We start from the raw sequence: 23,929 nt of genomic DNA on the forward strand, positions 1-23,929 counted from the left end.
CCGGCGGCGGCGCGGCAGGGGACCTCGCGATACTGAACGCATGAAGCTCAGCCGCCCTGTCTCCTGGTTCCTGCTCGCCTTCGGGGTGTGGAGCTGGTTCATCTGGATCACTTTCGTCAAGAACCTGTGGAAGGACGGCAGCGGGCTCGCCTTCGACGACGCGGACAACCCGACCGGGTACTTCTGGGTGCACCTGACGCTTGCCGTTGTCTCCTTTGTCTTGGGGACGGTGGTAGGGGTCATCGGGTTCCGTGGAGTCCGTGCTCTGCGCAGAACGTCATAGCCGTGGCTGCCCTCGTGGTCCTCGTGGGCCTCGCCGTCGTGGCGGCCTTCGCCGCCCTCCACTGGTACGCGTGGCGCCGCCTGGTGCGGGACACCACGGCCGGGCCCGGCCTCGCCCGGCGCGTCGGCACGGTGGTCTTCGTCGCGGGGCCGCTGCTGATGTTCGGAGGGCTCGTCGCCGAGCGGGCCGGGGCTCCGTTCCTGGTCCAGCGGGTGCTGGCCTGGCCGGGCTTCATGTGGATGGCCCTCTCGCTCTATCTGCTGCTCGCGCTGATCGTGGGGGAACTGGCGCGTCCCCTGGTGCGGCGGTGGACGGAACGGGAGGAGGCGGTTCCGGAACGCGTACGCGTAGCTGTGGCGCAGTCCGGCGCGACAGCCGACCCCGATGAGGCATCCTCCGCCCCCGATCGGACCTCCTCCGCCCCCGACCAGACCTCCTCCGCCCCCGAACGGGCTGCCCCCGAGGCCGAGAAGACTGCCCTCGCGCCTGCCCCCGAGTCGGCTCCCACGCCGACTCCCGCGCCCGCTCCCGGAAGGGCCGCCCCCACCCGCCGCCTCTTCGTCTCCCGTGTCGTCGGCGGGACCGCGGCCGCCGTCGCGGCCAGCACCGTCGGCTACGGAACGTACGGCGTGCTCCGCGGCCCCAAGGTGAAGCGGGTCACCGTGCCGCTGGCGAAACTGCCGCGCGGGGCCCACGGGTTCCGGATCGCGGTGGTCAGCGACATCCACCTCGGGCCGATCCTCGGACGCGGCTTCTCACAGCGGGTGGTCGACACCGTCAACGCCACGCAGCCCGATCTGATCGCCGTGGTGGGCGACCTGGTCGACGGCAGCGTCGAGGACCTGGGGCCCGCCGCCGCGCCGCTCGCGGGACTGCGGGCCCGGCACGGCGCGTACTTCGTCACGGGCAACCACGAGTACTTCTCCGGAGCCGAGCAGTGGGTCGACCACGTGCGGGAACTGGGCCTGCGCCCGCTGCGGAACGCCCGTACCGAACTCCCCGGCTTCGACCTCGCAGGCGTCGACGACGTGGCGGGCGAGGACGAGGGCAAGGGCCCCGACTTCGCCAAGGCCCTCGGCGACCGGGACCGTTCGCGGGCGTCCGTGCTCCTCGCGCATCAGCCGGTCGTCATCCACGACGCCGTCGAGCACGGCGTGGACCTGCAACTCTCCGGCCATACCCACGGCGGCCAGCTGTGGCCGGGCAACCTCGTCGCCGACCTGGCCAATCCGACGCTCGCGGGCCTGGAGCGGTACGGCGACACACAGCTCTACGTGACGCGTGGCGCGGGCGCCTGGGGCCCGCCGGTACGGGTCGGGGCACCGTCGGACATCACGGTCGTGGAACTGGCGTCACGCCAGGCCTGAGCCCCGTACGACACGCCTCAAGGCCCCTTCCCCGTGGGGTATTTGATTCAGAACCGGCCAATATGCGTGAGCCCAGAGGTGCCGCAGTGACACCGCGCGGTTCCTCTGCGCAGCATGGGGCTGTCGGAGGGGGATGGGGATTTGTTGAGACGTGATGCCTTCAGACTGCCGCCGCACCCCGCGTCGGTGCCGCTCGCCAGGACGCGCGTGCACGACCATCTGGCGGCCTGGGGCCAGACGGCGGACCACGGGGCGATCGACGACACCGTGCTCCTCGTGTCGGAGCTCGCGACCAACGCGATCCTCCACGGACTCGTCGTCGAGCGGGAGTTCGAGGTCGCGGTGACGGTGCTCGCCGACGGATCGTGCTTCATCGAGGTGTCCGACGAGAGCCCGTCGGAGCCCGAGCTGCGCGCCTGCGACGTCTGGGAGGACGAGAACGGCCGCGGCATGCGCCTCCTCGACGCGATCGCGGAGGCGTGGGGCGTGTGGCGGCGCGGCAGGTACGGCAAGACGGTGTGGGCGCTGGTGCGGGGATGAGCGCACCGTCAGAGCCGCTCATGGGCGGGAGCGGACACCTGCCCTTCGAGGGCGACCGGACGCTCGCGGTCATCCTCGGCCGGCTCCTCGGCCGGCTCTGACGCGGGGAGGGTGAAGCGGCGGACGCCCGGGACCGCCGCCGTACCCACACAGGCCACCCCGACGCCGACGGCCGCGATCCACAGGGGCGCCCCCGTGCCCCAGGCGCTCGCCGCGAGCGGGGCGAGGACGTATCCGAGCGGCATCGCGGCCATCGAGAGCAGCCAGTCGTACGAGGTGACGCGGGCCAGCACCGCGGGCGGTATCGCCGCCTGCACCGAGGTCTCCCAGACGGGACTGAGGAAGCCGAGCCCCGCCTGCGCGAGGCCGTAGGCGACGATGACGGCGGGCGCGGGGGCCTCGGCGGCGAGCAGGCCGAGCGGGAGGGCGTACGTCGCGAGGCCCAGGTTGGCCATCAGGACGGGGCGCCGCGGCCTGGCCCGGCCGGCGAGCAGCGAGCCGAGCAGCAGCCCGACGGCGCCCGACTGGAGGATCCAGATCCACACGCCCTCGCCGCCCAGCTCCTCGACGGCGAGGACGGGCCCGAGGGTCATGAGCACGGCGGCGGCGCCGTTCCAGGCGGCGTGGGCGACCAGACTCGTCCAGTACCAGTCGCGGCGGCGCACCTCCTGCCAGCCCTCGACGAGGTCCTTGCGGAGGGAGCCGCGCTGCTCCACGGGCGCCGGAGCGATCGCGTGCGGGAGGCGGACCGCCGAGAGCAGGCAGGCGCTGAGCGCGAACGAGACGGCGTCGAGGATGAAGGCCCAGCCCGGCCCGGCGACGGCGATCAGAAGCCCGGCGAGTGCCGGACCGCCCAGGACGGTGCTGCTCCTGACGACGCCGAACAGGGAGTTGGCGCCGTGCCGGTCCTTCTCCTCGACGGTGCCGGTGATCAGCCGCGGCAGCGTCGGCATGCCGAAGGCGGACGCGGCGCCTCCGACGGCCTCGGCGGCGGCGATGTGCCACAGCTGCGGCTCCCCGCCGAGCAGTTCGACGCCCACGAAGAGCTGGGCGCCACAGCGCACGAGATCGGTGACGAGGGCGACCGTGCGCGGATTGAAGCGGTCCGCCACGACCCCGCCGAGCGGCAGCAGGAGCAGCCGGGGCCCCATCGCGCAGCCGAGGACGATGGCCAGGTCGGAGCCCGATCCGGTGACGCGCAGCACGGCGAGCGCGAGGGCCGCGGGGATGACGGCGCCGCCGATGAGGGACAGGGTGCGGCCGATGAGGAGGAGCCGGAAGGGGCGGTTGTGCAGCAGGGGGTACGACGACAGTCGTGGCAGCGGCATGGAGAGGACAGTATTTCGGCGTCGAACTATTCGTCAACGAAATATCCGGAGCCGAAGTACAGTCCTGGGATGGTGGACGACAGGGCGGTTGACGGGCCGGAAGACCGGCAGGGCCGGGACTGGACGGACGGGCACGTCGAGCGCTGGCTGCCCGTGCTGCCCACGCTCGACCCGGACATCGAGGGCGCGGTCACCCGCATGAGCAAGCTCACCGTGCACCTGCGCCGCGTCCGCGAGCAGTCCCTCGCCGAGTTCGACCTGGAGCGCCACGAGTTCGACACCCTGCACAAACTGGCCGGCCGGGGCGGTTCCGCGAGCCCCTCCGACCTGGCGGCGGACCTGGACCTCGCCCCCGCCTCAGTCACCGGCCGCCTGGACGGTCTGGAGCGCCGCGGCCTGATCCGCAGGACCCCGTCACGGAAGGACCGCCGCCGCGTCGACGTGGAGCTGACGGAGCCGGGCAGGTCGGCGTGGCAGGGTGCGATGACCGTCCTCGGCCGCGAGGAGGAACGCCTCCTCGGCGTCCTCCCCGAGGAGGAGCGCGCGCGGCTCGCCGAGATGCTGCGCCGGATCATGCTGGTGGCGGAGGCGGACGGGGGAGCGGGCTGGCGATAGCCCCCGCCCCGGAGACTCAGAAACTCCGCGCCAGCTCGGGCCGTTTGAGGTAGTCCGCGAACCCGACGACGTTCCCCCACGGGTCCGCGATCTCCACCGTCCAGCCCGTGGCCACGGAGAAGGGCTCGGCGAGCAGGGGCACTCCCGCGGCCGCCAGGGCCTGGCCCTTCGCGCGGGCGTCCCGGACCTCCAGCCAGAGGCGGGGCGAGGGCCACGACGGCGTACGCGCGACGATGCCGTCCTCCACACGCAGCAGTACGCCCGGCGTCTCCTTGCCCACCTTCAGGATGGCGAGCCCGATCTCGTCGAGCCGGAAGGCGACGGGGAACCCGGCCCGCTCGTAGAAGCCGACGGCCTCGCCCAGGTCGCCGACGGGAAACAGGACGTTGTCGAAGCCGAGGAGCTCTGCGGACTGGTCAGCGGACAGGCCGACCGACTGGTTGTCTGACATTCCGTCAGGGTAGGCCGAGAGTGGACATACCGGCGCAGACGCGCATGAACTGCCCCATAGGGCGCGCGATACTTCGACCGTACGGCCCCCTGCGCCCGTGGGCCCCGCTCCAGGAAGGAGCGGGGCCCACGGGATACGTACGGGCGGACCCGGATCAGAAGCGACGCGTGATCAGCGCGCGCTTGACCTCCTGGATCGCCTTCGTGACCTCGATGCCACGCGGGCACGCGTCCGTGCAGTTGAACGTCGTGCGGCAACGCCACACGCCGTCCTTGTCGTTCAGGATCTCCAGGCGCTGCTCGCCCGCCTCGTCACGCGAGTCGAAGATGAAGCGGTGCGCGTTCACGATCGCGGCCGGGCCGAAGTACTGGCCGTCGTTCCAGAAGACCGGGCACGAGGACGTGCAGGCGGCGCAGAGGATGCACTTCGTCGTGTCGTCGAAGCGCTCGCGGTCCTCGGCCGACTGCAGACGCTCACGCGTCGGCTCGTTGCCCGTGGTGACCAGGAACGGCATGACGTCGCGGTACGCCTGGAAGAACGGGTCCATGTCGACGACCAGGTCCTTCAGGACCGTCAGACCCTTGATGGGCTCGACCGTGATCGGCTTGGCCGGGTTGATGTCCTTGATCAGGGTCTTGCAGGCCAGACGGTTCTTGCCGTTGATCCGCATGGCGTCCGAGCCGCAGATGCCGTGCGCGCAGGAGCGGCGGAACGTCAGCGTGCCGTCCAGGTCCCACTTGACCTTGTGGAGGGCGTCGAGGACACGCTCCTTCGGGTCGATCTCCAGCTGGAAGTCTTCCCAGGTGGCGTCCGCCGAGACCTCCGGGTTGAACCGGCGGACGCGGAGGGTGATCGTGATGTACGGGGAGTCGGCGAAGCCCGCCTCGGGCTTGGCGTCTTCCTTCTCGAGGGTCGGGGTAGCCATCAGTACTTACGCTCCATCGGCTGGTAGCGGGTCTGGACGACCGGCTTGTAGTCGAGACGGATCGTCTCCGTGCCGTCGTCGCCGACCTCGCGGTACGCCATGGTGTGGCGCATGAAGTTGACGTCGTCGCGGTTGGGGAAGTCCTCGCGGTAGTGACCGCCGCGGGACTCCTTGCGGGCGAGCGCGGACTGCGCCATGACCTCGGCGAGGTCGAGCAGGTTGCCCAGCTCGATGGCCTCCAGGAGGTCGGTGTTGAACCGCTTGCCCTTGTCCTGGATCGAGACGTTGAGGTAGCGCTCGCGGAGCTCCGCGATCTTCTCCACCGCCGTCTTGATCGTCTGCTCCGTGCGGAACACCATGACGTTGGCGTCCATGGTCTCCTGCAGCTCCTTGCGGAGCTCGGCGACCCGCTCGGTGCCGGTCGCGTCGCGCAGCCGCTCGACCTGGGCGACGACCAGCTCCTCCGGGTTCTCCGGCAGCTCGACGAAGTCGTTCTTCGCCGCGTACTCGGCGGCGGCGATGCCCGCGCGCTTGCCGAAGACGTTGATGTCCAGGAGCGAGTTGGTGCCGAGGCGGTTGGCGCCGTGCACGGAGACGCAGGCGACCTCGCCCGCGGCGTACAGGCCCGGGACGACCGTCGTGTTGTCCGCGAGGACCTCGCCCTCGACGTTCGTCGGGATGCCGCCCATGGCGTAGTGCGCGGTGGGCTGGATCGGGATCGGGTCCGTGTAGGGCTCGATGCCGAGGTAGGTGCGCGCGAACTCCGTGATGTCCGGGAGCTTGGCGTCCAGCTGCTCCGGCGGGAGGTGCGTGAGGTCGAGGTAGACGTGGTCGCCCTCGGGACCGCAGCCGCGGCCCTCACGGATCTCCGTGTAGATGGAGCGCGAGACGACGTCACGGGACGCGAGGTCCTTCATGACCGGCGCGTACTTCTCCATGAAGCGCTCGCCGTCCTTGTTGCGGAGGATGCCGCCCTCACCGCGGGCGCCCTCCGTGAGAAGGATGCCCATGCGCCAGATGCCGGTCGGGTGGAACTGGAAGAACTCCATGTCCTCCAGCGGCAGGCCGCGCCGGTAGCAGGCCGCCTGGCCGTCACCGGTGAGGGTGTGCGCGTTCGACGTCACCTTGAAGAACTTGCCGGTGCCGCCGGACGCGTAGATCACGGACTTCGCCTGGAAGACGTGGATCTCGCCGGTGGCCAGCTCGTACGCGACGACGCCCGCGCTCCGCTTGACCCCGTCGACCTCGACGATGAGCTGGTCGAGGACGTAGAACTCGTTGAAGAACTCCACACCCTCCTTGACGCAGTTCTGGTAGAGGGTCTGGAGGATCATGTGGCCCGTGCGGTCCGCGGCGTAGCAGGACCGGCGGACGGCGGCCTCGCCGTGGTTACGGGTGTGACCGCCGAAGCGGCGCTGGTCGATGGTGCCGTTCGGGGTGCGGTTGAACGGCAGGCCCATCTTCTCCAGGTCGAGGACCGCGTCGATGGCCTCCTTCGCGAGGATCTCGGCGGCGTCCTGGTCGACCAGGTAGTCGCCGCCCTTGATCGTGTCGAAGGTGTGCCACTCCCAGTTGTCCTCCTCCACGTTGGCGAGCGCGGCGGCCATGCCGCCCTGCGCGGCGCCCGTGTGGGAACGCGTGGGGTAGAGCTTGGTGAGCACGGCGGTGCGGCTGCGCTTCGTCGCCTCGATGGCGGCGCGCATGCCGGCGCCGCCCGCGCCGACGATGACGGTGTCGTACTTGTGAATCTTCACGGAAGTCGCCTCGGCTTTAGCGGATGTTCGGGTCGAAGGTGAAGATCACCAGCGTGCCCAGAAGGATGGTGAACACCGTGGCGGTGTACAGCAGGCCCTTGAGCCACAGACGCGTGTTCGGGCGCTCCGCGTAGTCGTTGATGACCGTGCGCAGGCCGTTGGCGCCGTGCAGCATCGCGAGCCACAGCATCAGCAGGTCCCAGACCTGCCAGAACGGCGAGGCCCAGCGGCCGGCGACGAACGCGAAGCCGATCTTGGAGACGCCGCCGTCGAGCACCAGCTGGATCAGCAGGTGGCCGAGGACGAGGACGACCAGGACGACACCGGACAGGCGCATGAAGAGCCATGCGGCCATCTCGAAGTTGCCGCGGGTCGAGCGCGGGGTCTTGGAGGTGCGCTTGCGCGGCGCCTCGATGACCGGGGCCGGGTTGTCCACGTCGTAGAGCGACGCGCCCTCGACGGGGCTGATCCCGGAGGTCCCGGACGTTGCGGACTTCTCAAGCGTGGTGTCAGAAGACATGTCTGGCGTCAGCTCCCGAAGACTTCGCGGACGGCGTGGCCGAGGACGGGGTAGAGCGCCCCGACCATCAGGACGACCCAGATGCCGACGACGGTCCAGAGCATCTGCTTCTGGTAGCGGGGACCCTTCGACCAGAAATCGACGGCGATGACACGCAGGCCGTTGAGCGCGTGGAAGAGGATGGCGGCGACCAGGCCGTACTCGAGGAGTGCGACGATCGGCGTCTTGTAGGTGCTGACGACATCGTCATACGCCTCCGGGGAGACGCGGACGAGAGCGGTGTCCAGCACATGCACGAACAGGAAGAAGAAGATGAGGACGCCGGTGACTCGGTGAGCCACCCAGGACCACATTCCTTCCCGGCCGCGGTACAGCGTTCCAGCCGGCACGGCAGAACCCTCCGGGAGCGGGGATTGGGGCCAGCCGGCTTTGGGTGGTCGGACGGGCCCGGCCGGGTACGGTCCACCGGCCGCTCGTCATCGTATCGACGAGTTGTCGGTAGCCCTGCCCCGGGTCCGCAGGTGTGATCAAACAGGCAATCAAACAGGCACGTACGGGCTATCGGGGCGCGTTTGCGGTCGACTCTCCCTGTCGGCGTGTCCTGCGGTGTTCCCAGGCGTCTGGCCTGCGGTGAGCCGGGCCAGGCGGCCGCGGGCGAGGCGGCGCAGCTCATCGGCCGCGAGGGCGCGCTCCTCCTCCGGATCGTTGCCGAGGCGTGACCGGATGCCGGAGAGCAGGTGGTCGAGGCTCTCGTCCGGGGCGACGTCGTCGAGGCAGATCACGAAGGTGTGCCCGAAGCGGCTCTCGTACGCGGCGTGGGCGGCGCGCAGGGCGGTGTGGGCGGCGCCGTACCCCGCCTGGGCGGCGTCCTGGTGCGGGATCACGGGGGTCAGGGGTTCGCAGGCCAGGGCCTCGGTGAGGTCGGCGGGCGACAGGTCGTACGCCGCCTCGTCGGACGCCGCGAGCAGTGCCTCCTGGTCGGGGTAGGGACGGTGGGCGGTGACACGGCGGGCCCAGCGTCGGCTGCCGCAGCAGGTGAGGAGGGCGGCTTCGGCGGCGGCGGGCGTCGCGGAGTTCAGCTGGTGCGGCGGAGCGGCAGGGGTTGCGCGGCCGACGGGGCTGGGGAAACGGTGCGGGGGCAGCGTGCGCTCCTGGGCAGGGGGCGGCTAGGGAGGGGCGGTGCGGGTGTGGGGGTGACGTAACGCTATCGAGACGAGTGGAGAGGTGTCCGAATGATGAGCGAATTTCACTCGAATGGGAGAGTTTGGCTCTCCGGCGTGGACGAGCCGCCCTGGGAGACCCGTCGTAGCGTGGCGGTATGGCTCTGGTTCTGACTCCGACTTCAGGTACGGCGCCGAGTACAGCTTCGAGCGCCGCGGCATCGAACACGGCACCGAGGGGTGACCGGTGAGGCGCGGGCCGATAGCCGCGGCGGGCGGCGCCGCGGTCGCCGGGGCCGTCGCGCTGACCGTGGCGGTCTGGCCCGGCGGCGAGGGCGAGGGTGCCACCGACCGGCCGGCGGGCGGGAAGTCCGCTCCCTCCGCCGCCCCGACCCCCACCAAGAGCTACGAGCTCTCCAAGGCCCCGCGGACCATACCCGTCGTGCGCGAGCACTCCGCCGCCCGCGGCCCCGGCTGGCGTCCCGCCGAGGGCAAGGGCCGCGTCGTCGTCCGTGACGACGGCCTGGCCGACGAGGCGCGGCTGCTCGCCGGTGAGCTGAAGCTGCGGTACGGAGGGAAGGCGCGGCCCGAAAAGGGCGACGTGGAGCTGGCGCTCACGGACGACGACAAGGGTGAGAGCGGAACCAAGGGCGGCGCGGAGTCGTACACCCTGTCCGTGAAGGGGCAGCAGGTGCGGATCGCCGCGCCCGCGGAGGCCGGCGTCTTCTACGGCACCCGCACCCTCAAGCAGGAGGTGAGCGGTGGCGGAACCGCTCCGGAGGGCGTCGTGCGGGACCGTCCGGCCAAGCCGCAGCGCGGCCTCATGCTCGACATCGCCCGCAAGCACTTCGACGCGAAGTGGATCGAGGACCGCATACGCGAGCTCGGTGATCTCAAGTACAACCAGCTCGGCCTGCACTTCTCCGACGACCAGGCGTTCCGCGTCGCGTCGGACTCGCACCCCGAGATCGTCTCCTCCGACCACCTCACCAAGGACCAGGTCCGCGGCATCCTGAAGCTCGCGGCGAGCCGGCACATCACGGTCGTGCCCGAGATCGACTCGCCCGGACACCTCGGCACGGTCATCCGGCAGCACCCCTCCCTCCAGCTCCGCAACGCACGCGGCGCCGCCACGCAGGGCGCCCTCGACATCTCCGAACCCGCGGCGGCGAAGATCGTCGACGATCTCCTCGAGGAGTACGCGGAGCTGTTCCCCGGCGCGTACTGGCACCTCGGCGCCGACGAATACCAGGCCCTCACGGTCAAGAACCCCGAGGCCTCCTATCCGCAGCTGGCCGCGGCCGCCCGCGAGCGCTACGGCCCCGGCGCCCGCGTGCAGGACCTGGCGACCGGCTGGCTCAACGACCGCGCCGACACCGTGCGCAAGCACGAGAAGAAGCCGAAGGCCTGGAACGACGGGTTCTTCCGGGGCGGGACCGCCGAGGCCGCCGACGACCTCGAAGTCGCCTACTGGACGGGCAAGGAGATCGGCGCGCGCGAGCCCGACGAGTACCTGAAGGCGGGCCGCAAGCTCACCAACTACAACGACGAGTACCTCTACTACGTCCTCGGCCAGCCCCAGACCTTCCGCTACCCCACCGGGCAGCGCATCTACGAGAGCTGGACCCCGCTGGTGGTCCGCGGCACGCGCCCGGTGAGCGAGCGGTACGACGACCAGATCCTCGGCGGTTCCTTCGCGGTGTGGGGCGACATCGCGGGGGCACAGAACCAGGAGCAGGTCGCGCAGGGCATCCGGATGCCGTTGCGGGCCACCGTCCAGAAGCTCTGGGACCCCAGGAAACCGACCCTGGCCTGGAACGACTTCGTGAAGCTCGCCGACACGGTCGGCTAGTCGCAATTCGGCTTTCCGGTGGCGGACTTGCCGGTATCTGTGGTGTATTCGGCCACGAACGACAAGATTGCGGTACGGAGTGTGCGGAACACGGCGGGGGGACGCGGCATGGGCTACTGGGGGTACTACGTCGTCGGCAGGAGCGAGCGGCCGCTCACGGAGCTCGCGGCGGTGGGTGACCTGCGGGACGAACTGACCCTCCTGGACCGGCGGCCCGACGGCTGGCAGGTGTGGGAGGTCCCGGGCGGCGACGGCACGCGCGACGTCGGGAACATGAACACGCTGGCCCTGGAGACGGACGCGCCCGCCCTCTTCGGGTTCGTGATGGACAGCGCCTGCGTGATCGTCGAGGCGGCGGCGCCCCAGAGCGGGGCGTGGAGCACGTGCCTGGCGCGGCGCGCGGTCGCCGGATACCTCGGCGACACCGAACTGTCCGTGGACGACTATTTCCTGGAGCCGCGCGACGCCGCACGGCGAGCGGTCGCCTGGGCCGCTGAATCCGGCAGGACGGTGCGCCCCGGGCCACTGCTCGACGTACTGAACGCGGCTGCCGAACCCTCCGCGGAGCAGCTCTTCTTCCGCTTCCTCGACCGGCTGGGCGTCGTGCCCCAGTGACGTGGCAGTGACGTTCCCGGGGCGGTGCACGCAGTAAGGGGCAGTGCAGGGTCCGTTACGGGGGAGAAGTGCAGCATGAGCCTGGTGGAGCTGATCGCGCAGGCCGACGAGAGAGGTCTGGCGGCGAGCGGGCTCGCCTGCCTGGACCGGTGCGTTCCGGTGCTCGGCGGCGACGGCGGCGACGACGACCTGTTGCGCCCCCTGTGGGCCAGGCTCGCCGACGGTGGCGACTGGGGCGGTCCGCTGGCCGACGCGCGCTCGGCGCTCGACGCCGCCGGTGATCCGGCCGGCCGGGTGCGGGGCACCTCCGGTGAGGCGGCCGCGCTCGCCCGGCGCATGCTCGACGCGGTCCCCGCGGCGCACTCGGGCGCGGCGGTCCGGGAGTGGGCGGACGGCTGCTCCGTCGCCGCGCTCCAGGTCCACCGACTCCTGGACACCGAGCCGGCCGGCACCCGCTCGGTGGCGGCGCGCCGCGAGGGCCGCACGGACGGCATGTCCCCGCTGGTCGCCGCCGAACTCCGCCGTCAGGTGCGCATCCTGGAACTGCTCTCCAACAAGGGAGCGGGCCCCATCGGCGGCCTGCGCCAGGCCCTGGACGTCTCCACAGAGGGCCGCCGGGTGCTGCGGGCGGTGGTGTCGCGGCGGGCGCGGGGCAGCGCCGAGGGGCTGACAAGCTGCTGACAAGCTAAGGGGCCGGCTCCGCCGGGAGTTCGGCGGTGCAGGTGGCGCGCCCGCCGGCGCCGGATGCCGTGGCGCGCTGCTGGTGTTCGCCGCGCAGGGAGAGGGTGCAGCTCGCCTCGCCGCCCTGCTCGCCGAGCCGGACGCTGACCGCCGGGTCCTTGCCGAGCGGGACGCGCACTGTCTTCCGCCAGGGAAGTTCGACGGCCGTCTCGACGCCCGTTTCGACGGCCGTGCTCCCTTCGGTGTTCGCCGAGAGGTACGAGACGTCGGCGGTGCCCGTGCCGGTGACGCGGTACGTCACCGAGACCGAGGGGACGGAACGCCGCTCCGGCTCGTCGTCGCCGCCGACGACGCCGTAGACGACGAATCCGGCACAGATGCCGAACAGCACTCCGCCCACGGCCACCACGCGCCGGTTCGATATCTCGCCGACCACCGTCGGATCGTCCGGATCCTCCGGAACGACTAATTCCCCCAGGCCGTCCGTTTCTCTGCCCGCGGTCGCGTTTCCGTTGCGCATCTTCTCCAGCCCCTCGTGAAATCGGGGTGGTTATACAACATCGGGAAGGCTATCCACCAGGCAGGGAAGAAACCGGACTTTTCCCCCGGCGGTCGGGGGTCCTGTGGCGAAATGGTTGTACGAAACGTGCGGCATTTTTGTGTGAGAAGAGGCACGACGGAAAGCCGTCACAACAGAGAGGCGACTTCCGCTCAGTAGAGAGAGGGCGCGTCCTGCGCTCTCGGCTGCCGAGGCGAAGGGGTGGGGACTCATGGACGGTGAGGGCAGACAGGGAAGACAGGGGAGACAGGGGAGACAGGGCGGACGCAGTCAGGCGGTCGGCGCACAGGAGATGAGGGAGCAGGCGCGGGGGTTCGTCGCGCGGGCGACCGCGCGGAACCGGCTTCCGCTCGACTTCTCCGTGGCCAGTCTCCGCGTCGTCGACTTCCTCATCGACGGCCTCCGCAGGAGCGGCCGTACGCGCGGCGAGATCGCGGAAACCCTCTTCGGGCTCGGCGCCTACGTCGGGGAAGTCCTCGTGCGCCGCGCGGGCGCCGTCTGGATCGACTTCGACGGAGAGCAGCGGGAATTCTTCGGGCAGTCCGTCGGTGTCCGGATGCCGGACGGCCGGGTGTGGAATCCCCTGGGGAAGGTCGTCAATTGCCTCGAGAGAGGCGGAACGGATGGCTCCGAGGTCTCGCTCCAGACCTTTTACCTCACCTTGCCGGGCCGTGTGCGCCATGTGGCGTGAAATCGACGCCGATGAATTATTGAGCCTTCTTTGATTATGGGGAAACGCGGCACGGTGGCCGGTGCCGGCTGGGTGAAGAGGAGAGCGTGGCGCAGGGTGGGGTACATCGCCGTACGGCGGCTTGCGACGAGGAGCTGACCCGGGCTCTGGGGGAAGCGCGGAAGGGGGACGACGCGGCCTTCTCCTTTGTCTATCGGTGCGTTCACCCGGGACTTCTCGGACATGTGAGCGGACTCGTCCGCGACGACGCGGAAGACGTGGCCTCCGAGGCGTGGCTGCAGATCGTGCGCGACCTGGAGAGGTTCCGGGGGAGCGGCGCCGACTTCCGCCGCTGGGCCGCGGCCGTCGCGCGCCATCGCGCCCTCGACCATCTGCGCCGGGTCCGCAGCAGGCCGCGCGGCTCACCGGTCGAGCAGGACCTGCTCGACATCCCGGCCGAGGACGACACCGCCGGCCTCGTCCTGGAGGCGCTGGCGACGGAGCGCGTGCTGAACCTGGTCGCGGCCCTGCCGCCCGACCAGGGCGAGGCGGTCCTGCTGCGGGTGGTGATGGGCCTGGACGGCCCTTCCGCCGCGCGGGTCCTCGGCAAGCGTCCCGGGGCGGTGCGGGCGGCGTCCCGGCGCGGCCTCCTGCGGCTGGCGCGTCAGTTGGCGCACCAGCCGGACATGGAGGCACCCGGACGCCGGGTGTACCCACGGGGTGACTTGCGGCGCACCCTCCCCAAACCCCCGTCCACACGGCTAACCTGACGCGCCTTCACTGTAGACACGGCCGTCGCGGCCACGGAGAGGCCCGTGCCTGATGAACTCGGATTCGCTGAGCTGCTGGACGACGGCGGCCTGATCGCCCGGCTGCTCGGGAGGACCGCGGCGGGGCGGAAACGGGAACCCCTCTACGGGCCCGATCTCCCCGTGGTGCTTCTCGTCGGCGGGCCCGGCATGGGCAAAGGGCGGCTGCTGCGCTGCATACGGCGGCACTTCGGGCCGCGCGTCCCCGTCGCGTACGTCGACTGCGCCCTGACCGACTGCCGGGAGCAGGCCGCGGAGGAGCCCGGCAGCCGGTCGGAAGTGACCGAGGTGCTGCGCAAGATCGCCTTGCAGTACGGCGACTGGAGCGGCGACGGCGGCGGGATCGCCGTGCCGAGGCTGTACGCGGGACTCGCGGCCGTCGCCGCGAGCGACCGGCTCGCCCGGACGGCGCCCCTGGTGGACGAGGTGAGCCGCCTCGACGGAATCCTGCCGCCGGGTTCCTTCTGGCGGGGCGTGCTGAAGGGGACGGCCAGGAACTACCTGGGCCACCTGGCGGGACTTGTCACCAGCCCGCTGGCCGGGCCCTTCCTCAACGCCCTGCTCGACGGGCTGTTCGCCCGCGTCTCCGCGGAGGGCAGGGCAGCCCTCGCGGACTGCTACGGCGAGTACCCCGGCGCGGGCGGCCATCCACAGGCCGGACTCCGGGCGCTGGGCGAGGACTTCCAGCAGGGCGGTGAGGCGCGGCGCATCGCCGAGGGCTTTCTGTTCCGGGCGCTGCGGCAGGACATCGACGCCGCCTACCAAGGGGTGCGCGGGCGTATGTCGCGAGTGGGGCGGCCCGCCCTGCTCCTCGACCACGCGGACGGCTCCCTGGGCAGACGGCTGGTGAAACCGGCCCTGGAGGACCGGGAGCGGGGCCACCACGACCGCCTCGTGATCCTCGCGACGGCCCGGCGCGAGGACGGCGGCCGCTTCCTGCACCGGGCCGGGAGCAGCCGCGACGGCATGGCGACCTGGCAGCCCTTCACGGGCGAGCTGCCCCGGTGGAGCCGGCCGCCGGGCGGTGTCCCCGACCACGCGCCGCTGTGGCGGGGCGTCCTCCTCGTACGGATGCCCGTGCTCACCCGCGACCGGCAGAAGGACGAGCTCAGCCGGTCGCGCGGCGGCCATGAGCAGCCGGACAACGCCGTCCGGCTCCGCATCCACAGCGGTGTGCACCGGCTGAGCGGTGGGCGCCCGCGGTTCGTGACCCGGCTCGGCGAGGCGACCGCGGCCGCCACCTTTCCGACGGCCGAGGAGTGCACCGACTGGGCGATCCTGGACGCCCGGGTGCCGGCGGCCGAGGACGAGCAGGGCCGCCCCGTCGCCGACCGCCCGGTGGCCGACGTACTGATCGACGAACTCGTCGTACGCCGGCTCCCCGAGGAACTGCCCCCGGAGCACCGCGGCCACTGGCTCGACCTGCTCACCCACCTGTCGGTCGCGCACGACGTGGAGTGCGCCCAGACGCTGATGCGCGCGGTGCAGGAAGGGCGTACCGAGCAGCTCAACGCGTACCGCATCGCCGAACTCCTGGAGGACACCGGCTGGCCCCGCTGCCCCCGGCACTTCATCGGCGACCTCGGCCTGCGCCGCCTGCTCACACGGCGGCTGCACCGGCTGCGCGACGGCGGGGCCGCCTGGCACGCCGACCACGCGCTGCTCCAGGGCCACTACCGCGACCTGGGCGACCGCCACCCCGACGCCCTGTTCGTCACCGCCGCCGCGCACCGGATGCACCACCTCCTCGCCTCCGACGGCGCGGACCTCGTCACCCGCTACCTCGCCGACGCCTTCCGCACCCGTCCCGTCGGCGAGTGGTGCGAGGAACTGCTCGCCGTGGCGGACGCCGCGCTGGTCGGCGCCGACGACGACCGGTACGCGCGCGCCCTCGGCGAGAGGCAGGTGCGCGGCGACACCCTGCGGCGCCGGATCGACCGGCTGCTGCACGCGGTGTGGCTCACCGAGGACCGGACGCGGCCGCTGGAGGAGATCGTGCCCGGCGTCCTGCGCGGGCCCCTGCGGGAGCTCAGCGAGGAGCTGGCGACCCTCGCCGACGAGGCGGTGCGCGACCAGGGGCCCGAGGGGGCGGACGTGGCCAGGGCGGCTGACGGGGCCGCGCTCCTCATCCGCATGGCCCGCGACTGGGGCGACCGGGCCGAGGACAAACAGCCGCTGAAGCGGTGCGTGTGCACGGAGCACATCGGGTTCGGCTGACGGAAAGGGAGGGCAGCGGTGAGACAGTTCGGAAACTGGCTGTACAACACGTTCCTGGCCAACTGGATGCGCAGGGTTCTCACGCTGTCCGGCCTCGTGGCCGCGGGCGTGCTCCTGTACGTGTTCCTGCCGCCGATCGGCGGACCCGACAGCTGCGCCACGGGGGTCGAGAAGCACGGCGGCGAGTGCATCGGCGTCAACGGCACCGGATACGCCTTCGGTACGCGGGAGATCGACGAGGTGGCCCGTGCCATCGCGAAGGAGAACGAGGAGTTCGTCGGCGACAAGCCGCACGTCACCGTCGCCCTGATGCTGCCGCTCCAGCCCGACATCGCCGCCGAGCGCGTACAGCTCCGCAGCGAGATCCAGGGCGCCTACCTCGCCCAGTACCGGGCGAACCGCGAGGAGAACACACCCCTGCTGCGGCTCGTCCTCGCCAACCCCGGCGACGCCTACGCCCAGCAGGAGCGGGTCGTCGACCAGCTGGCGGACATGGCCGCGGACAAGAACGACAACCTCCGGGCCGTCACCGGCTTCAACCTCAGCCTGGACGCCACGGAGAAGGCCATCGCACGGCTGACCGGCGACCTGCACATCCCGGTCCTCGCCGCCCGCGTCAGCGCGGACGGCCTGGCCAACCCGGAGAAGAGCGCGGGCAAGGAGCCCTATCCCGGCCTCGCCCGCATCATCCCGACCAACCGCCAGCAGGCCGACGCGCTGGCCAGTTTCCACGGCGAGCTCAAGGACGAGGAGACCGTCCTGGTCAGGGACAAGCGGCCGCGCGACATATACAACAACTCGCTCGCCGAGGCGTTCAGCCGCGACGAGAAGGGGCCGCCGGGACCCAAGGACCAGACGTTCGACTCCCCCTCGATCACCGACCCGGGCGACACCGGCAACGACTTCACCCTCATCGCCCAGAACATCTGCCAGTCCACGGCCCGCTACGTGTACTTCGCGGGGCGCCCGGTCCACCTGCGGCTCTTCGCGCTGAAACTGGCCGACGTGCAGTGCCGCGGGAAGAAGTACACGATCGTCAGCGGCTCGGGTGCGGCCACGCTAGAGCGCTACATGAAGGGCGACGACTGGGAGCGGCTGCGCGGCGGCGGGCAGGAGCCCGTCGTCACGGTGCAGTACGCGGCCCCCGGCCACCCCGACGCCTGGAACCACGAGCTGAGCGGGAAGAGCGGCAAGAAGGGTGGTGCGAAGGGCCGGCCGGCGTATCTCACCGAGCCCCAGCGGGAGTTGGACGAGCTGCGCGCACTGATCGGCAGGGGAAGCGCCGGGGAGATCGGGCCCGTACGGCTGAAGGACTCCCGCACCATGCTGGTGCACGACGGCGTACGCACCATAGCCAAGGCCGTGCTGCTGTCCAACGCCCAGACCGAGGGAACGGTGCCGCCGCTGAAGCGGGTCTCCGACATGTGGCAGCGCCTCGAAGCGGTCAACCGCGTCCGCGGGGCCAGCGGCTGGATCTGTCTGACCAACGCGGGGAACGCCTACGACAAGCCGGTGGCCGTGGTCGAGCTGAACCCGCGTACCGAAGAGCTGGAGTTCGTCGGCATCGGCTGGCCCGAGGGCAAGCCGCAGCCCGAGGACTGCCGGGTGCCCAGCGGCACGTGAGGCGCCGCGAAGCGCCGCTCCCCGGGTGTCGTCCCGGGGAGCGGCGCGTGAGCCGTCAGGGCGTCAGGGGGTCAGGGCCTGGCCCAGCTTGGCCCCCGCCGGGGTCCCCAGCGCCGTACGTCCGTAATAGACGCCGCTCGCGCCGGGCACGCCCGAACTGCCGCTGTCCAGCTGGAGGATCGTGCCGTCGCCCGTGTCCTCGCCCTCGACACCGATGGCCAGGTCGGCGCGGCCGAAGCCGGACAGATCGGCCAGCGTCACCGAGGAGCCGAGGCGGTCGCCGCTCTCCGTGGAGCCGGGCACGTCGGGCTCGTCCTGCGAGAACGCCTTCGCGCCCGTGCCGGTGAGGCCGGACGAGGAGCCCTTCAGGAGGAGCGAGGTGCCCGCGTCCTTGCGGTTGGTGCCGGAGCGGGTGATGTCCTCGCCGGGGGCGCCGGTGAGGACGTCCGCGTAACCGTCGGCGTTGTAGTCGCCCGCCGCGACCGACCAGCCCATCGCGTCGCCCGCCTCGGCCGCCCCGACGACGCCGGACGTCGCCTGGTGGACCGTCTTCATACCGGTCGTCGTGAAGCCCGTCGACGTGCCGGGGACCACCGTGACCTGGCCGCCCGCGTGGGCGCCCGACTCTGCGGTGTAGGGCTGGCCGATGACGAGGTCGTCGTAGCCGTTGCCGTTGACGTCGCCCACGGCGACCGAGCGGCCGCCCGGGACGGAGAGGACGCCGACCCGGCTCAGGCCCGACCTGCCGCCCCTGAACCAGGCGACCTTGCCCTTGCCCGCCTGGTCGCGGTAGGTCAGCGCCACGTCCGCGTAACCGTCCCTGTTGAAGTCGCCGGACGCGGCGTCGGGGTAGGCGATCGCGGTGTCGCCCGGGGTGAGGCTGCCGCCCGAGGCGTGGTCGGCGTCGAGCCGCGCGGACCACGAACCGCCGGTGCCGGTCGAAGCCGCGAAGACGTCCGCCTTGCCGTCGGCGTTGAAGTCGCCGGACGCGACCGCCGCGCCGAACCGGGCACCCGGGTAGTGGAAGTCGGCCGAGAGCTGCATGTCCGTGCCGGACGTGAACGTCGGGCCGTAGAGCATCGTGACCGCGCCGCGGTCCTTGTTGCCCGACGTGTCGTCCTCGCCGGGCGCGCCGATGACGAGGTCCGCGTGGCCGTCGGCGTTCAGGTCGCCCCACGCGGTGGCGGCGCCCCAGTCGTCGCCGGTCTCCGAGGAGCCGGGAACGCCGGTGCTCGCCTGCGTCAGCGAGATCCTCGAACCGCCCACCGGGCCGTCCAGGCCGCCGGGCACGACGGTGACGCGGCCGCGGCCCGACGACGCCTTCGGGGTGCCGGCGATCAGGTCGGTGATGCCGTCGCGGTTGTAGTCGCCCGTCGGTAGGGCCGAGTTGCGGCCCGCGCTGCCCGCGTACCGGCGTATCTCGCCGAGCTTGGCGTACAGGTTCTTGCCGGGGCAGACGGTCGCGTAGCCGTCGCGGTGCCCGGAGACGGTGTTGAGCGAGGCGCGCTCGCCCTTCTTCCACACGCCGGTGTCGTCGGACGCGGTCAGCGTCACCTTGCCGGCCGGGTCGCCCCCGTACTGGCCGAGCTTCCAGGCCGTCACGCGCGCCACCGACTCCAGGGCGGCACGAGTCGGCTTGCCCGCGGGCTTGTCCGTCGCCGGGTCGCCCTCGAAGTCACCGAGGACGGCGATGCCCGCCGAGTCCCCGTTGAAGCCGTAGGTGTGCGCGCCGCGGACGGGCACGTCGATGCCGCCGCCGCGGCCCTCGAAGACCTGGCCGCACTTGTCCACGAGGAAGTTGTAGCCGAGGTCGTTCCAGCCCTCGGTCTTCACGTGGTACGTCAGGAGGCCGCGGACCAGCGACGCGGACTGGGCGCAGCTGTAGTCGTTCGAGCCGATCGTGTGGTGGACGAAGACCGCCTTGACCTTCTCGGTGTACTCCGGCGGGTCCTTGACGAGCGACTCGTCGGCGCCCCAGGCCGCACGGCCGATCACGGGCGGCCGGGTGACCGTGGACGGCGGGGCCGTCGGCTTGGTGGGGGTGGTGGCCGAGTCCGACGACTCCGACGGGTCGGGTGCCGACGGCGGCTCGTCGGCGGCCCGCGGGGCGGCGGCCGGTGCGGTCGGCGTGGTCGGTGCGGTCGGCGTGTCCGCCGGTACAGGACCGGTGGTGGGCGTGGGGGTGTCGCCGTCGGCCGCGAAGGCCGCGGGGGCCATCGCGGTGCCCCTCGCCGCGGCGCCGGACGCGCCGGGACCGCCGTCGAGCGACGGGTTCCGCGCCTCCTTGGACGTCACACCAGGGTCCACGAGGTTGACCTCGAGTCCCTCCGGCAGCACGGAACTCGACGTCCCGTCGGCCGCCGCGACGCGGACCTCCACGCCGTCGGACGGCCCGACCCAGAGCGGATCGGAGGCGGCACGCGAGCCCGCCTCCGCCTTCTCCGAAGGGTGCGGCTCGAGGTCCAGGGACTGCCAGCCGCTCCACGCGCCGGAACCGATGGCGCGCGTACGGACCTGGGCCGTGCCCTCGAGTTCCTCGGTGTCCCCGCTCCAGGAGACCCCGAGGAGCGAGAACTGCTCGGTCGACGTGCGCGGCAGCCCCCGCTTCGCCGCGCCGTCGGCCTCGAGCGGGAGATCGTGCACGCTCGCCGGCCGCTTGGCGCGCGGGTCGGGGCCGGGGCCCTCCCCGTCGCTCGGACCGGCCATCGCGTACGTCACCGCTCCGGCACCCCCCAGCACGACCGCCCCGACCGTCAGCCACGCCCTGCGCTTGAGGCTCAGCGGCCTGTACGCATGCGTGGTACGCGGCTTTTCACGCGGTTTGCGCGGGATCAATTACCCCACCCCTCAACGAATTTCAGGTGAACCAAGCGAGTCCGTACGACTGACCGAAGAGGCAAAGGGTTGTAGCCGGAAGGGCGATTTGTCGCGTGATGTATCCCGCACGCGGAGGGTGTGACACGGGGGCGGGCCGGTGCGCTGGGCCATGTGACAGTTGTGAAGAAATGTCACCAGCGTGGCGCTGAGTGAAAGTACGGGCGGGGGAACCGGTGGGGAACGGCATGGCGGGTCGCACGGGGCGACGTGCGGCGGCGGACAGACGGTGGGTGCGCGGGGCCGCGCTCTGCGTCGCGGTGAGCGCGGCCGCCGGCACGCTCACGTCCTGTGGCACGGATCGCGAAGTGACGTACTCCGGAGGCAGCTTCGAGGACGTCGTGCCCGACGATGAGAGGCGCGGCAAGGAGCTCACCGTCGAGGCCCTGAAGCTGCTCCGCGACGTGGGCTCGGTGCGCATAGGCGTCGACAAGGTCACCCCGAAGGGCCACCAGAAGGTGTCTCTGCACATGGACCGCGACAACAACTGCACGGGCACCTTCGACGCGGGCCCGGCCCAGCGCGGCGACCTCATCATGATCGGGGGCGGCTCCACCTATATGCGCTTCAGCGAGGAGTCGCTGGCGGTGATCCGCGAGATGGCCGCCGCCCGCGGGCCCGAGACCGCGGCGCGGGTCAGGGAGCGGACGGCGCTCGCGAGCGGCAAGTACCTGAAGATCCCGGCGGGCGCCGCCGCGGGCCCCGCGTCGCCGGTGAACAGCTGCGACCTCGACAAGATCACCCGCGCGATGCCCGTCGGCCCCGGCCCGGACAGCGTCATCAAGGCCGGTCCGGAGACCAGGCGTTACGGCAAGGACGTCACCCCGCTCGTCGAGCACAGGGACGGCAGCGAGACGTCGGTGTACATCGCCGCGCAGGGCAAGCCGTACGTCCTCGGCCTGGAGTCGGAGAAGGACGGCGAGGTCATGAGGATGAGATTCTCCGCGTATGAGGAGCCGGTCACCGCGGTGGCCCCGGCGGCGGCGCAGACGATCGACATCACGGAGATCCGTCCCGGCGGCGGAGGCCTCTTCGAGGTGTGACACCCCGCGGCGGGTGGCCGTGCGCCGGGTCGCTGTGACATTTCCGCGCCCGGCGACGCTGGTGACCGTGGAGGCACAGGCGCCGCGCACTGTGCCCGAGTCGGCCGGATGGGAGCGGGTTGGGCCAGGGTGGGGGACCCCGTCGAGCACAGGCGCACGACGAGGAGCTGGGCAGGGCCGTGGCAGCGGCCCAGGAGGGCGACGAGGCCGCGTTCGCGGTCGCCTACCGCATCGTCCAGCCGGGGCTCGTCGGCTATCTGCGCGGCCTCGTCGGCACGGACGGAGAGACGGCGGAGGACGTCGCCGCCGAGGCGTGGCTGGAGATAGCCAGGGACCTCGGGCGGTTCCGCGGGGACGGCGCGGGCTTCCGCGGCTGGACCGCGACGATCGCCCGGCACCGGGCCTTCGACCACCTGCGCCGCCAGAAGGCGCGGCCGCGGCCCGCCGTGCTGGAACAGGACATGCTCGAACTCCCGGGCCCGCACAGCACGCCCTCCTCGGCCCTGGAGGCGATCTCCACGGAGCGGGTGCTCGCCCTGGTCGCCACGCTGCCGCGCGACCAGGCGGAGGCGGTGCTGCTGCGGGTGGTCGTCGGCCTGGACGGCCCGACGGCGGCGCGCGTCCTCGGCAAGCGCCCCGGGGCGGTGCGGACGGCCGCGTACCGGGGCCTCAAGAAGCTGGGCGAACGACTCGGGCCGCTCGGGCCCGACGGTGTGACGGATGACGGTCCCGGCGCGCTGGGGGAGTCGAGATGAACGCAGACGAGACCCCCGGCTCCGGGGGTACGCCGAACCCGCCCCCGCCCCCGCCTCCACCGCCTCCCTCCTCTCCCTCTCCCTCTTCCTCCCCCTCCCTCGGCGAGTTGCTCGCCGCGGCGGGGCGTGCCGAGGTCGACGTGGTGGCGCAGGGGGAGGCGGTCGCGGCGTTCCGCGCGGCGCGGGACGAGGGCGCGCACCGGGCGCGAACCCGGCGCCGCGACGACTGGCGCCCCCGCGAGCGCCGCCGGGGCCGGGTCTCGCTGCGGGCGGCCGGGGGTGCGGTGCTGGCGGGCGGCCTGCTCGGCGGGGTGGCGCTGGCGGGGGCGGGAACGGTGTCCGACCCTCCGTCCCCTGCTCGGCCCCCTGCGTCGTCCCCTTACGAACGCCCGGACCCGGCCTCGTCGTCCGCACCGCCCTCGTCCGCACCATCCTCGTCCGCACCGCCATCGGCTCACGCCGAACCTGCCGCTCCCGGTTCGGAGAGCAAGAACAACGAAGGCCGGGACAACGAGGTCAGGAAGAAGGGCGGGGGCGGCGCTCCCAAGAGCAAGCCGCAGCCCGGGGAGAAGGCGAAGGCCAAGGGAAAGGGCAACGGAAAGGCCAAGGCCAAGGCCAAGGCCAAGGGGAAGGGTGGGCAGAGGTCCGGGCCCGAGCCCAAGAGGTAGCGAGAGGTGGACCGGGAGCGGTCACCTGCTCCAGAGGCGTGAGTTCGTCGAGCCACAGGCTCCATGCCCGACCGCTGTCGTGGTGGTGGCTTTCAGCGACTCCGGGAAGGCGTGAGCCTGTCGAGGTCGAGAGTGATGTCGAAGGGCAGCGGGCGCTGAAGGACGCCCCGGAAGATGCCTGCGGGCGCATACGCGCCCGTTGGTTCGTCGAGCTCGTAGACGTGGAGCGGGCGTGCCGCCCTCTTCCTCGACGAGCTGCACGGCGTCGGGGGGACACCAGGTGCGGTCGGGGTCGTAAGGCATGTCCGTCAGCAAGAGGTCCGGCTCGGGACGATTGCGGGCATCGAGGCGGATCGTCATCTCCCGCTCGACCTCTGTACCGGACGGTGCCTGCGCCATGAGCGAGGTGGTCAGGGCGGTGACGAGACGACCGTGCCAGGACCGCTGGGGCGACAGCATGAATACGAGGGTTCCGTCGATCAGCTCGGTGTGACGCGGCGCCTCGGGGAGGTGATCCAGGTCCTCCGCGAACCAGCCTTCCGCGCGGGGTGGGCGCATCCAGTCGGGCAGTGCGGTCATGGCTTCACGGTACGGCTGCGACGAGCCGAGAGCTCCCGGAG

General features: G+C 71.8%; 23 protein-coding genes and 1 pseudogene. 14 read left to right on the forward strand and 10 right to left on the reverse strand.

Annotated features, from left to right (window positions below; all coding sequences use genetic code 11):
* Positions 1 to 40: 40 nt before the first annotated feature.
* From AB0N81_RS29470 to AB0N81_RS29480, 3 genes are all read left to right on the forward strand, one after another.
* Positions 41 to 283 carry an SCO4848 family membrane protein gene (locus tag AB0N81_RS29470; protein WP_062778448.1) on the forward strand — a complete coding sequence of 81 codons (243 nt, stop codon included), beginning with the start codon at positions 41 to 43 and terminating at the stop codon, positions 281 to 283.
* A 2-nt stretch (positions 284 to 285) separates the two neighbouring features.
* On the forward strand, positions 286 to 1,650 hold the full coding sequence (locus AB0N81_RS29475) for a metallophosphoesterase (RefSeq protein ID WP_365363551.1): 1,365 nt from the start codon (positions 286 to 288) through the stop codon (positions 1,648 to 1,650).
* Between the two features lie 141 nt (positions 1,651 to 1,791).
* Positions 1,792 to 2,190, forward strand: a complete 399-nt coding sequence (locus AB0N81_RS29480; RefSeq protein ID WP_365363553.1) for an ATP-binding protein — start codon at positions 1,792 to 1,794, stop codon at positions 2,188 to 2,190.
* Between the two features lie 8 nt (positions 2,191 to 2,198).
* On the opposite strand, the gene AB0N81_RS29485 is transcribed toward AB0N81_RS29480, so the two are convergent.
* Positions 2,199 to 3,518, reverse strand: a complete 1,320-nt coding sequence (locus tag AB0N81_RS29485) for an MFS transporter (protein WP_365363555.1) — start codon at positions 3,516 to 3,518, stop codon at positions 2,199 to 2,201.
* Between the two features lie 69 nt (positions 3,519 to 3,587).
* Between AB0N81_RS29485 and AB0N81_RS29490 the strand changes: the two genes are divergently transcribed.
* Positions 3,588 to 4,133 (forward strand): MarR family transcriptional regulator, encoded by a 546-nt coding sequence (locus AB0N81_RS29490; protein WP_365363557.1) that lies wholly within the window; start codon positions 3,588 to 3,590, stop codon positions 4,131 to 4,133.
* A gap of 16 nt (positions 4,134 to 4,149) precedes the next feature.
* Here the strand turns inward: AB0N81_RS29490 and AB0N81_RS29495 are convergent, their stop codons facing one another.
* The 6 genes from AB0N81_RS29495 to AB0N81_RS29520 all read right to left on the reverse strand — a co-directional run bounded on the left by AB0N81_RS29495 (position 4,150) and on the right by AB0N81_RS29520 (position 8,862).
* Positions 4,150 to 4,560: a VOC family protein gene (locus AB0N81_RS29495; RefSeq protein WP_365363662.1), complete on the reverse strand. Its 411-nt coding sequence runs from the start codon at positions 4,558 to 4,560 to the stop codon at positions 4,150 to 4,152.
* 178 nt (positions 4,561 to 4,738) lie between these two features.
* Positions 4,739 to 5,509 carry a succinate dehydrogenase iron-sulfur subunit gene (locus AB0N81_RS29500; RefSeq protein ID WP_365363559.1) on the reverse strand — a complete coding sequence of 257 codons (771 nt, stop codon included), beginning with the start codon at positions 5,507 to 5,509 and terminating at the stop codon, positions 4,739 to 4,741.
* Entirely contained in the window at positions 5,509 to 7,263 is a 1,755-nt protein-coding gene (sdhA, locus tag AB0N81_RS29505) for a succinate dehydrogenase flavoprotein subunit (protein WP_365363560.1), read from the reverse strand. Before sdhA ends, AB0N81_RS29500 begins: the two co-directional genes overlap by 1 nt.
* Positions 7,264 to 7,279: 16 nt before the next feature.
* Positions 7,280 to 7,783, reverse strand: coding sequence for a succinate dehydrogenase hydrophobic membrane anchor subunit (locus AB0N81_RS29510; protein WP_365363562.1), 504 nt, complete (start codon positions 7,781 to 7,783; stop codon positions 7,280 to 7,282).
* Positions 7,784 to 7,791: 8 nt separating this feature from the next.
* The gene (gene sdhC, locus AB0N81_RS29515; RefSeq protein WP_150185849.1) at positions 7,792 to 8,172 is read right to left on the reverse strand and encodes a succinate dehydrogenase, cytochrome b556 subunit; all 381 of its coding nucleotides are present in this window, start codon (positions 8,170 to 8,172) and stop codon (positions 7,792 to 7,794) included.
* 150 nt (positions 8,173 to 8,322) lie between these two features.
* Entirely contained in the window at positions 8,323 to 8,862 is a 540-nt protein-coding gene (locus AB0N81_RS29520; protein ID WP_365363664.1) for a 2-oxo-4-hydroxy-4-carboxy-5-ureidoimidazoline decarboxylase, read from the reverse strand.
* Between the two features lie 328 nt (positions 8,863 to 9,190).
* On the opposite strand from AB0N81_RS29520, the gene AB0N81_RS29525 reads away from it, so the two are divergent.
* The 3 genes from AB0N81_RS29525 (at position 9,191) to AB0N81_RS29535 (ending at position 12,091) form a co-directional block, all read left to right on the forward strand.
* Positions 9,191 to 10,795, forward strand: coding sequence for a glycoside hydrolase family 20 protein (locus tag AB0N81_RS29525; RefSeq protein WP_365363564.1), 1,605 nt, complete (start codon positions 9,191 to 9,193; stop codon positions 10,793 to 10,795).
* Between the two features lie 108 nt (positions 10,796 to 10,903).
* Entirely contained in the window at positions 10,904 to 11,410 is a 507-nt protein-coding gene (locus tag AB0N81_RS29530; RefSeq protein ID WP_365363665.1) for a hypothetical protein, read from the forward strand.
* Positions 11,411 to 11,485: 75 nt separating this feature from the next.
* Positions 11,486 to 12,091, forward strand: coding sequence for a hypothetical protein (locus AB0N81_RS29535; protein WP_365363566.1), 606 nt, complete (start codon positions 11,486 to 11,488; stop codon positions 12,089 to 12,091).
* Between the two features lie 4 nt (positions 12,092 to 12,095).
* On the opposite strand, the gene AB0N81_RS29540 is transcribed toward AB0N81_RS29535, so the two are convergent.
* Positions 12,096 to 12,611, reverse strand: coding sequence for a hypothetical protein (locus tag AB0N81_RS29540; protein ID WP_365363568.1), 516 nt, complete (start codon positions 12,609 to 12,611; stop codon positions 12,096 to 12,098).
* 331 nt (positions 12,612 to 12,942) lie between these two features.
* On the opposite strand from AB0N81_RS29540, the gene AB0N81_RS29545 reads away from it, so the two are divergent.
* From AB0N81_RS29545 to AB0N81_RS29560, 4 genes are all read left to right on the forward strand, one after another.
* Positions 12,943 to 13,341, forward strand: a complete 399-nt coding sequence (locus AB0N81_RS29545) for a hypothetical protein (RefSeq protein ID WP_365363570.1) — start codon at positions 12,943 to 12,945, stop codon at positions 13,339 to 13,341.
* Between the two features lie 86 nt (positions 13,342 to 13,427).
* Positions 13,428 to 14,090 (forward strand): RNA polymerase sigma factor, encoded by a 663-nt coding sequence (locus AB0N81_RS29550; protein WP_365363572.1) that lies wholly within the window; start codon positions 13,428 to 13,430, stop codon positions 14,088 to 14,090.
* Between the two features lie 45 nt (positions 14,091 to 14,135).
* Positions 14,136 to 16,346, forward strand: a complete 2,211-nt coding sequence (locus AB0N81_RS29555) for a hypothetical protein (RefSeq protein ID WP_365363574.1) — start codon at positions 14,136 to 14,138, stop codon at positions 16,344 to 16,346.
* An 18-nt stretch (positions 16,347 to 16,364) separates the two neighbouring features.
* Positions 16,365 to 17,969: an amino acid ABC transporter substrate-binding protein gene (locus AB0N81_RS29560; RefSeq protein ID WP_365363576.1), complete on the forward strand. Its 1,605-nt coding sequence runs from the start codon at positions 16,365 to 16,367 to the stop codon at positions 17,967 to 17,969.
* Positions 17,970 to 18,032: 63 nt separating this feature from the next.
* On the opposite strand, the gene AB0N81_RS29565 is transcribed toward AB0N81_RS29560, so the two are convergent.
* Positions 18,033 to 20,804: an FG-GAP-like repeat-containing protein gene (locus AB0N81_RS29565; RefSeq protein WP_365363578.1), complete on the reverse strand. Its 2,772-nt coding sequence runs from the start codon at positions 20,802 to 20,804 to the stop codon at positions 18,033 to 18,035.
* A 347-nt stretch (positions 20,805 to 21,151) separates the two neighbouring features.
* Between AB0N81_RS29565 and AB0N81_RS29570 the strand changes: the two genes are divergently transcribed.
* From AB0N81_RS29570 to AB0N81_RS29580, 3 genes are all read left to right on the forward strand, one after another.
* Positions 21,152 to 21,886 (forward strand): hypothetical protein, encoded by a 735-nt coding sequence (locus AB0N81_RS29570; protein WP_365363580.1) that lies wholly within the window; start codon positions 21,152 to 21,154, stop codon positions 21,884 to 21,886.
* 119 nt (positions 21,887 to 22,005) lie between these two features.
* Positions 22,006 to 22,641: an RNA polymerase sigma factor gene (locus tag AB0N81_RS29575; protein ID WP_365363582.1), complete on the forward strand. Its 636-nt coding sequence runs from the start codon at positions 22,006 to 22,008 to the stop codon at positions 22,639 to 22,641.
* The gene (locus AB0N81_RS29580; RefSeq protein WP_365363586.1) at positions 22,638 to 23,309 is read left to right on the forward strand and encodes a hypothetical protein; all 672 of its coding nucleotides are present in this window, start codon (positions 22,638 to 22,640) and stop codon (positions 23,307 to 23,309) included. Before AB0N81_RS29575 ends, AB0N81_RS29580 begins: the two co-directional genes overlap by 4 nt.
* A gap of 92 nt (positions 23,310 to 23,401) precedes the next feature.
* Here the strand turns inward: AB0N81_RS29580 and AB0N81_RS29585 are convergent.
* A pseudogene (locus AB0N81_RS29585) lies at positions 23,402 to 23,888 on the reverse strand (Uma2 family endonuclease).
* Between the last annotated feature and the right edge of the window lie 41 nt (positions 23,889 to 23,929).

This window comes from Streptomyces sp. NPDC093510 (assembly GCF_040683555.1).
GTDB lineage: Bacteria > Actinomycetota > Actinomycetes > Streptomycetales > Streptomycetaceae > Streptomyces.

Bases quoted from the DNA above. Each gene is read 5' to 3' on its own strand.
- AB0N81_RS29580 (WP_365363586.1), top strand. From the start codon at position 22,638: ATGAACGCAGACGAGACCCCCGGCTCCGGGGGTACGCCGAACCCGCCC.
- AB0N81_RS29510 (WP_365363562.1), bottom strand. From the start codon at position 7,783: ATGTCTTCTGACACCACGCTTGAGAAGTCCGCAACGTCCGGGACCTCC.
- AB0N81_RS29540 (WP_365363568.1), bottom strand. From the start codon at position 12,611: ATGCGCAACGGAAACGCGACCGCGGGCAGAGAAACGGACGGCCTGGGG.
- AB0N81_RS29490 (WP_365363557.1), top strand. From the start codon at position 3,588: ATGGTGGACGACAGGGCGGTTGACGGGCCGGAAGACCGGCAGGGCCGG.
- AB0N81_RS29535 (WP_365363566.1), top strand. From the start codon at position 11,486: ATGAGCCTGGTGGAGCTGATCGCGCAGGCCGACGAGAGAGGTCTGGCG.
- AB0N81_RS29530 (WP_365363665.1), top strand. From the start codon at position 10,904: ATGGGCTACTGGGGGTACTACGTCGTCGGCAGGAGCGAGCGGCCGCTC.
- AB0N81_RS29485 (WP_365363555.1), bottom strand. From the start codon at position 3,518: ATGCCGCTGCCACGACTGTCGTCGTACCCCCTGCTGCACAACCGCCCC.
- AB0N81_RS29545 (WP_365363570.1), top strand. From the start codon at position 12,943: ATGAGGGAGCAGGCGCGGGGGTTCGTCGCGCGGGCGACCGCGCGGAAC.
- AB0N81_RS29500 (WP_365363559.1), bottom strand. From the start codon at position 5,509: ATGGCTACCCCGACCCTCGAGAAGGAAGACGCCAAGCCCGAGGCGGGC.
- AB0N81_RS29470 (WP_062778448.1), top strand. From the start codon at position 41: ATGAAGCTCAGCCGCCCTGTCTCCTGGTTCCTGCTCGCCTTCGGGGTG.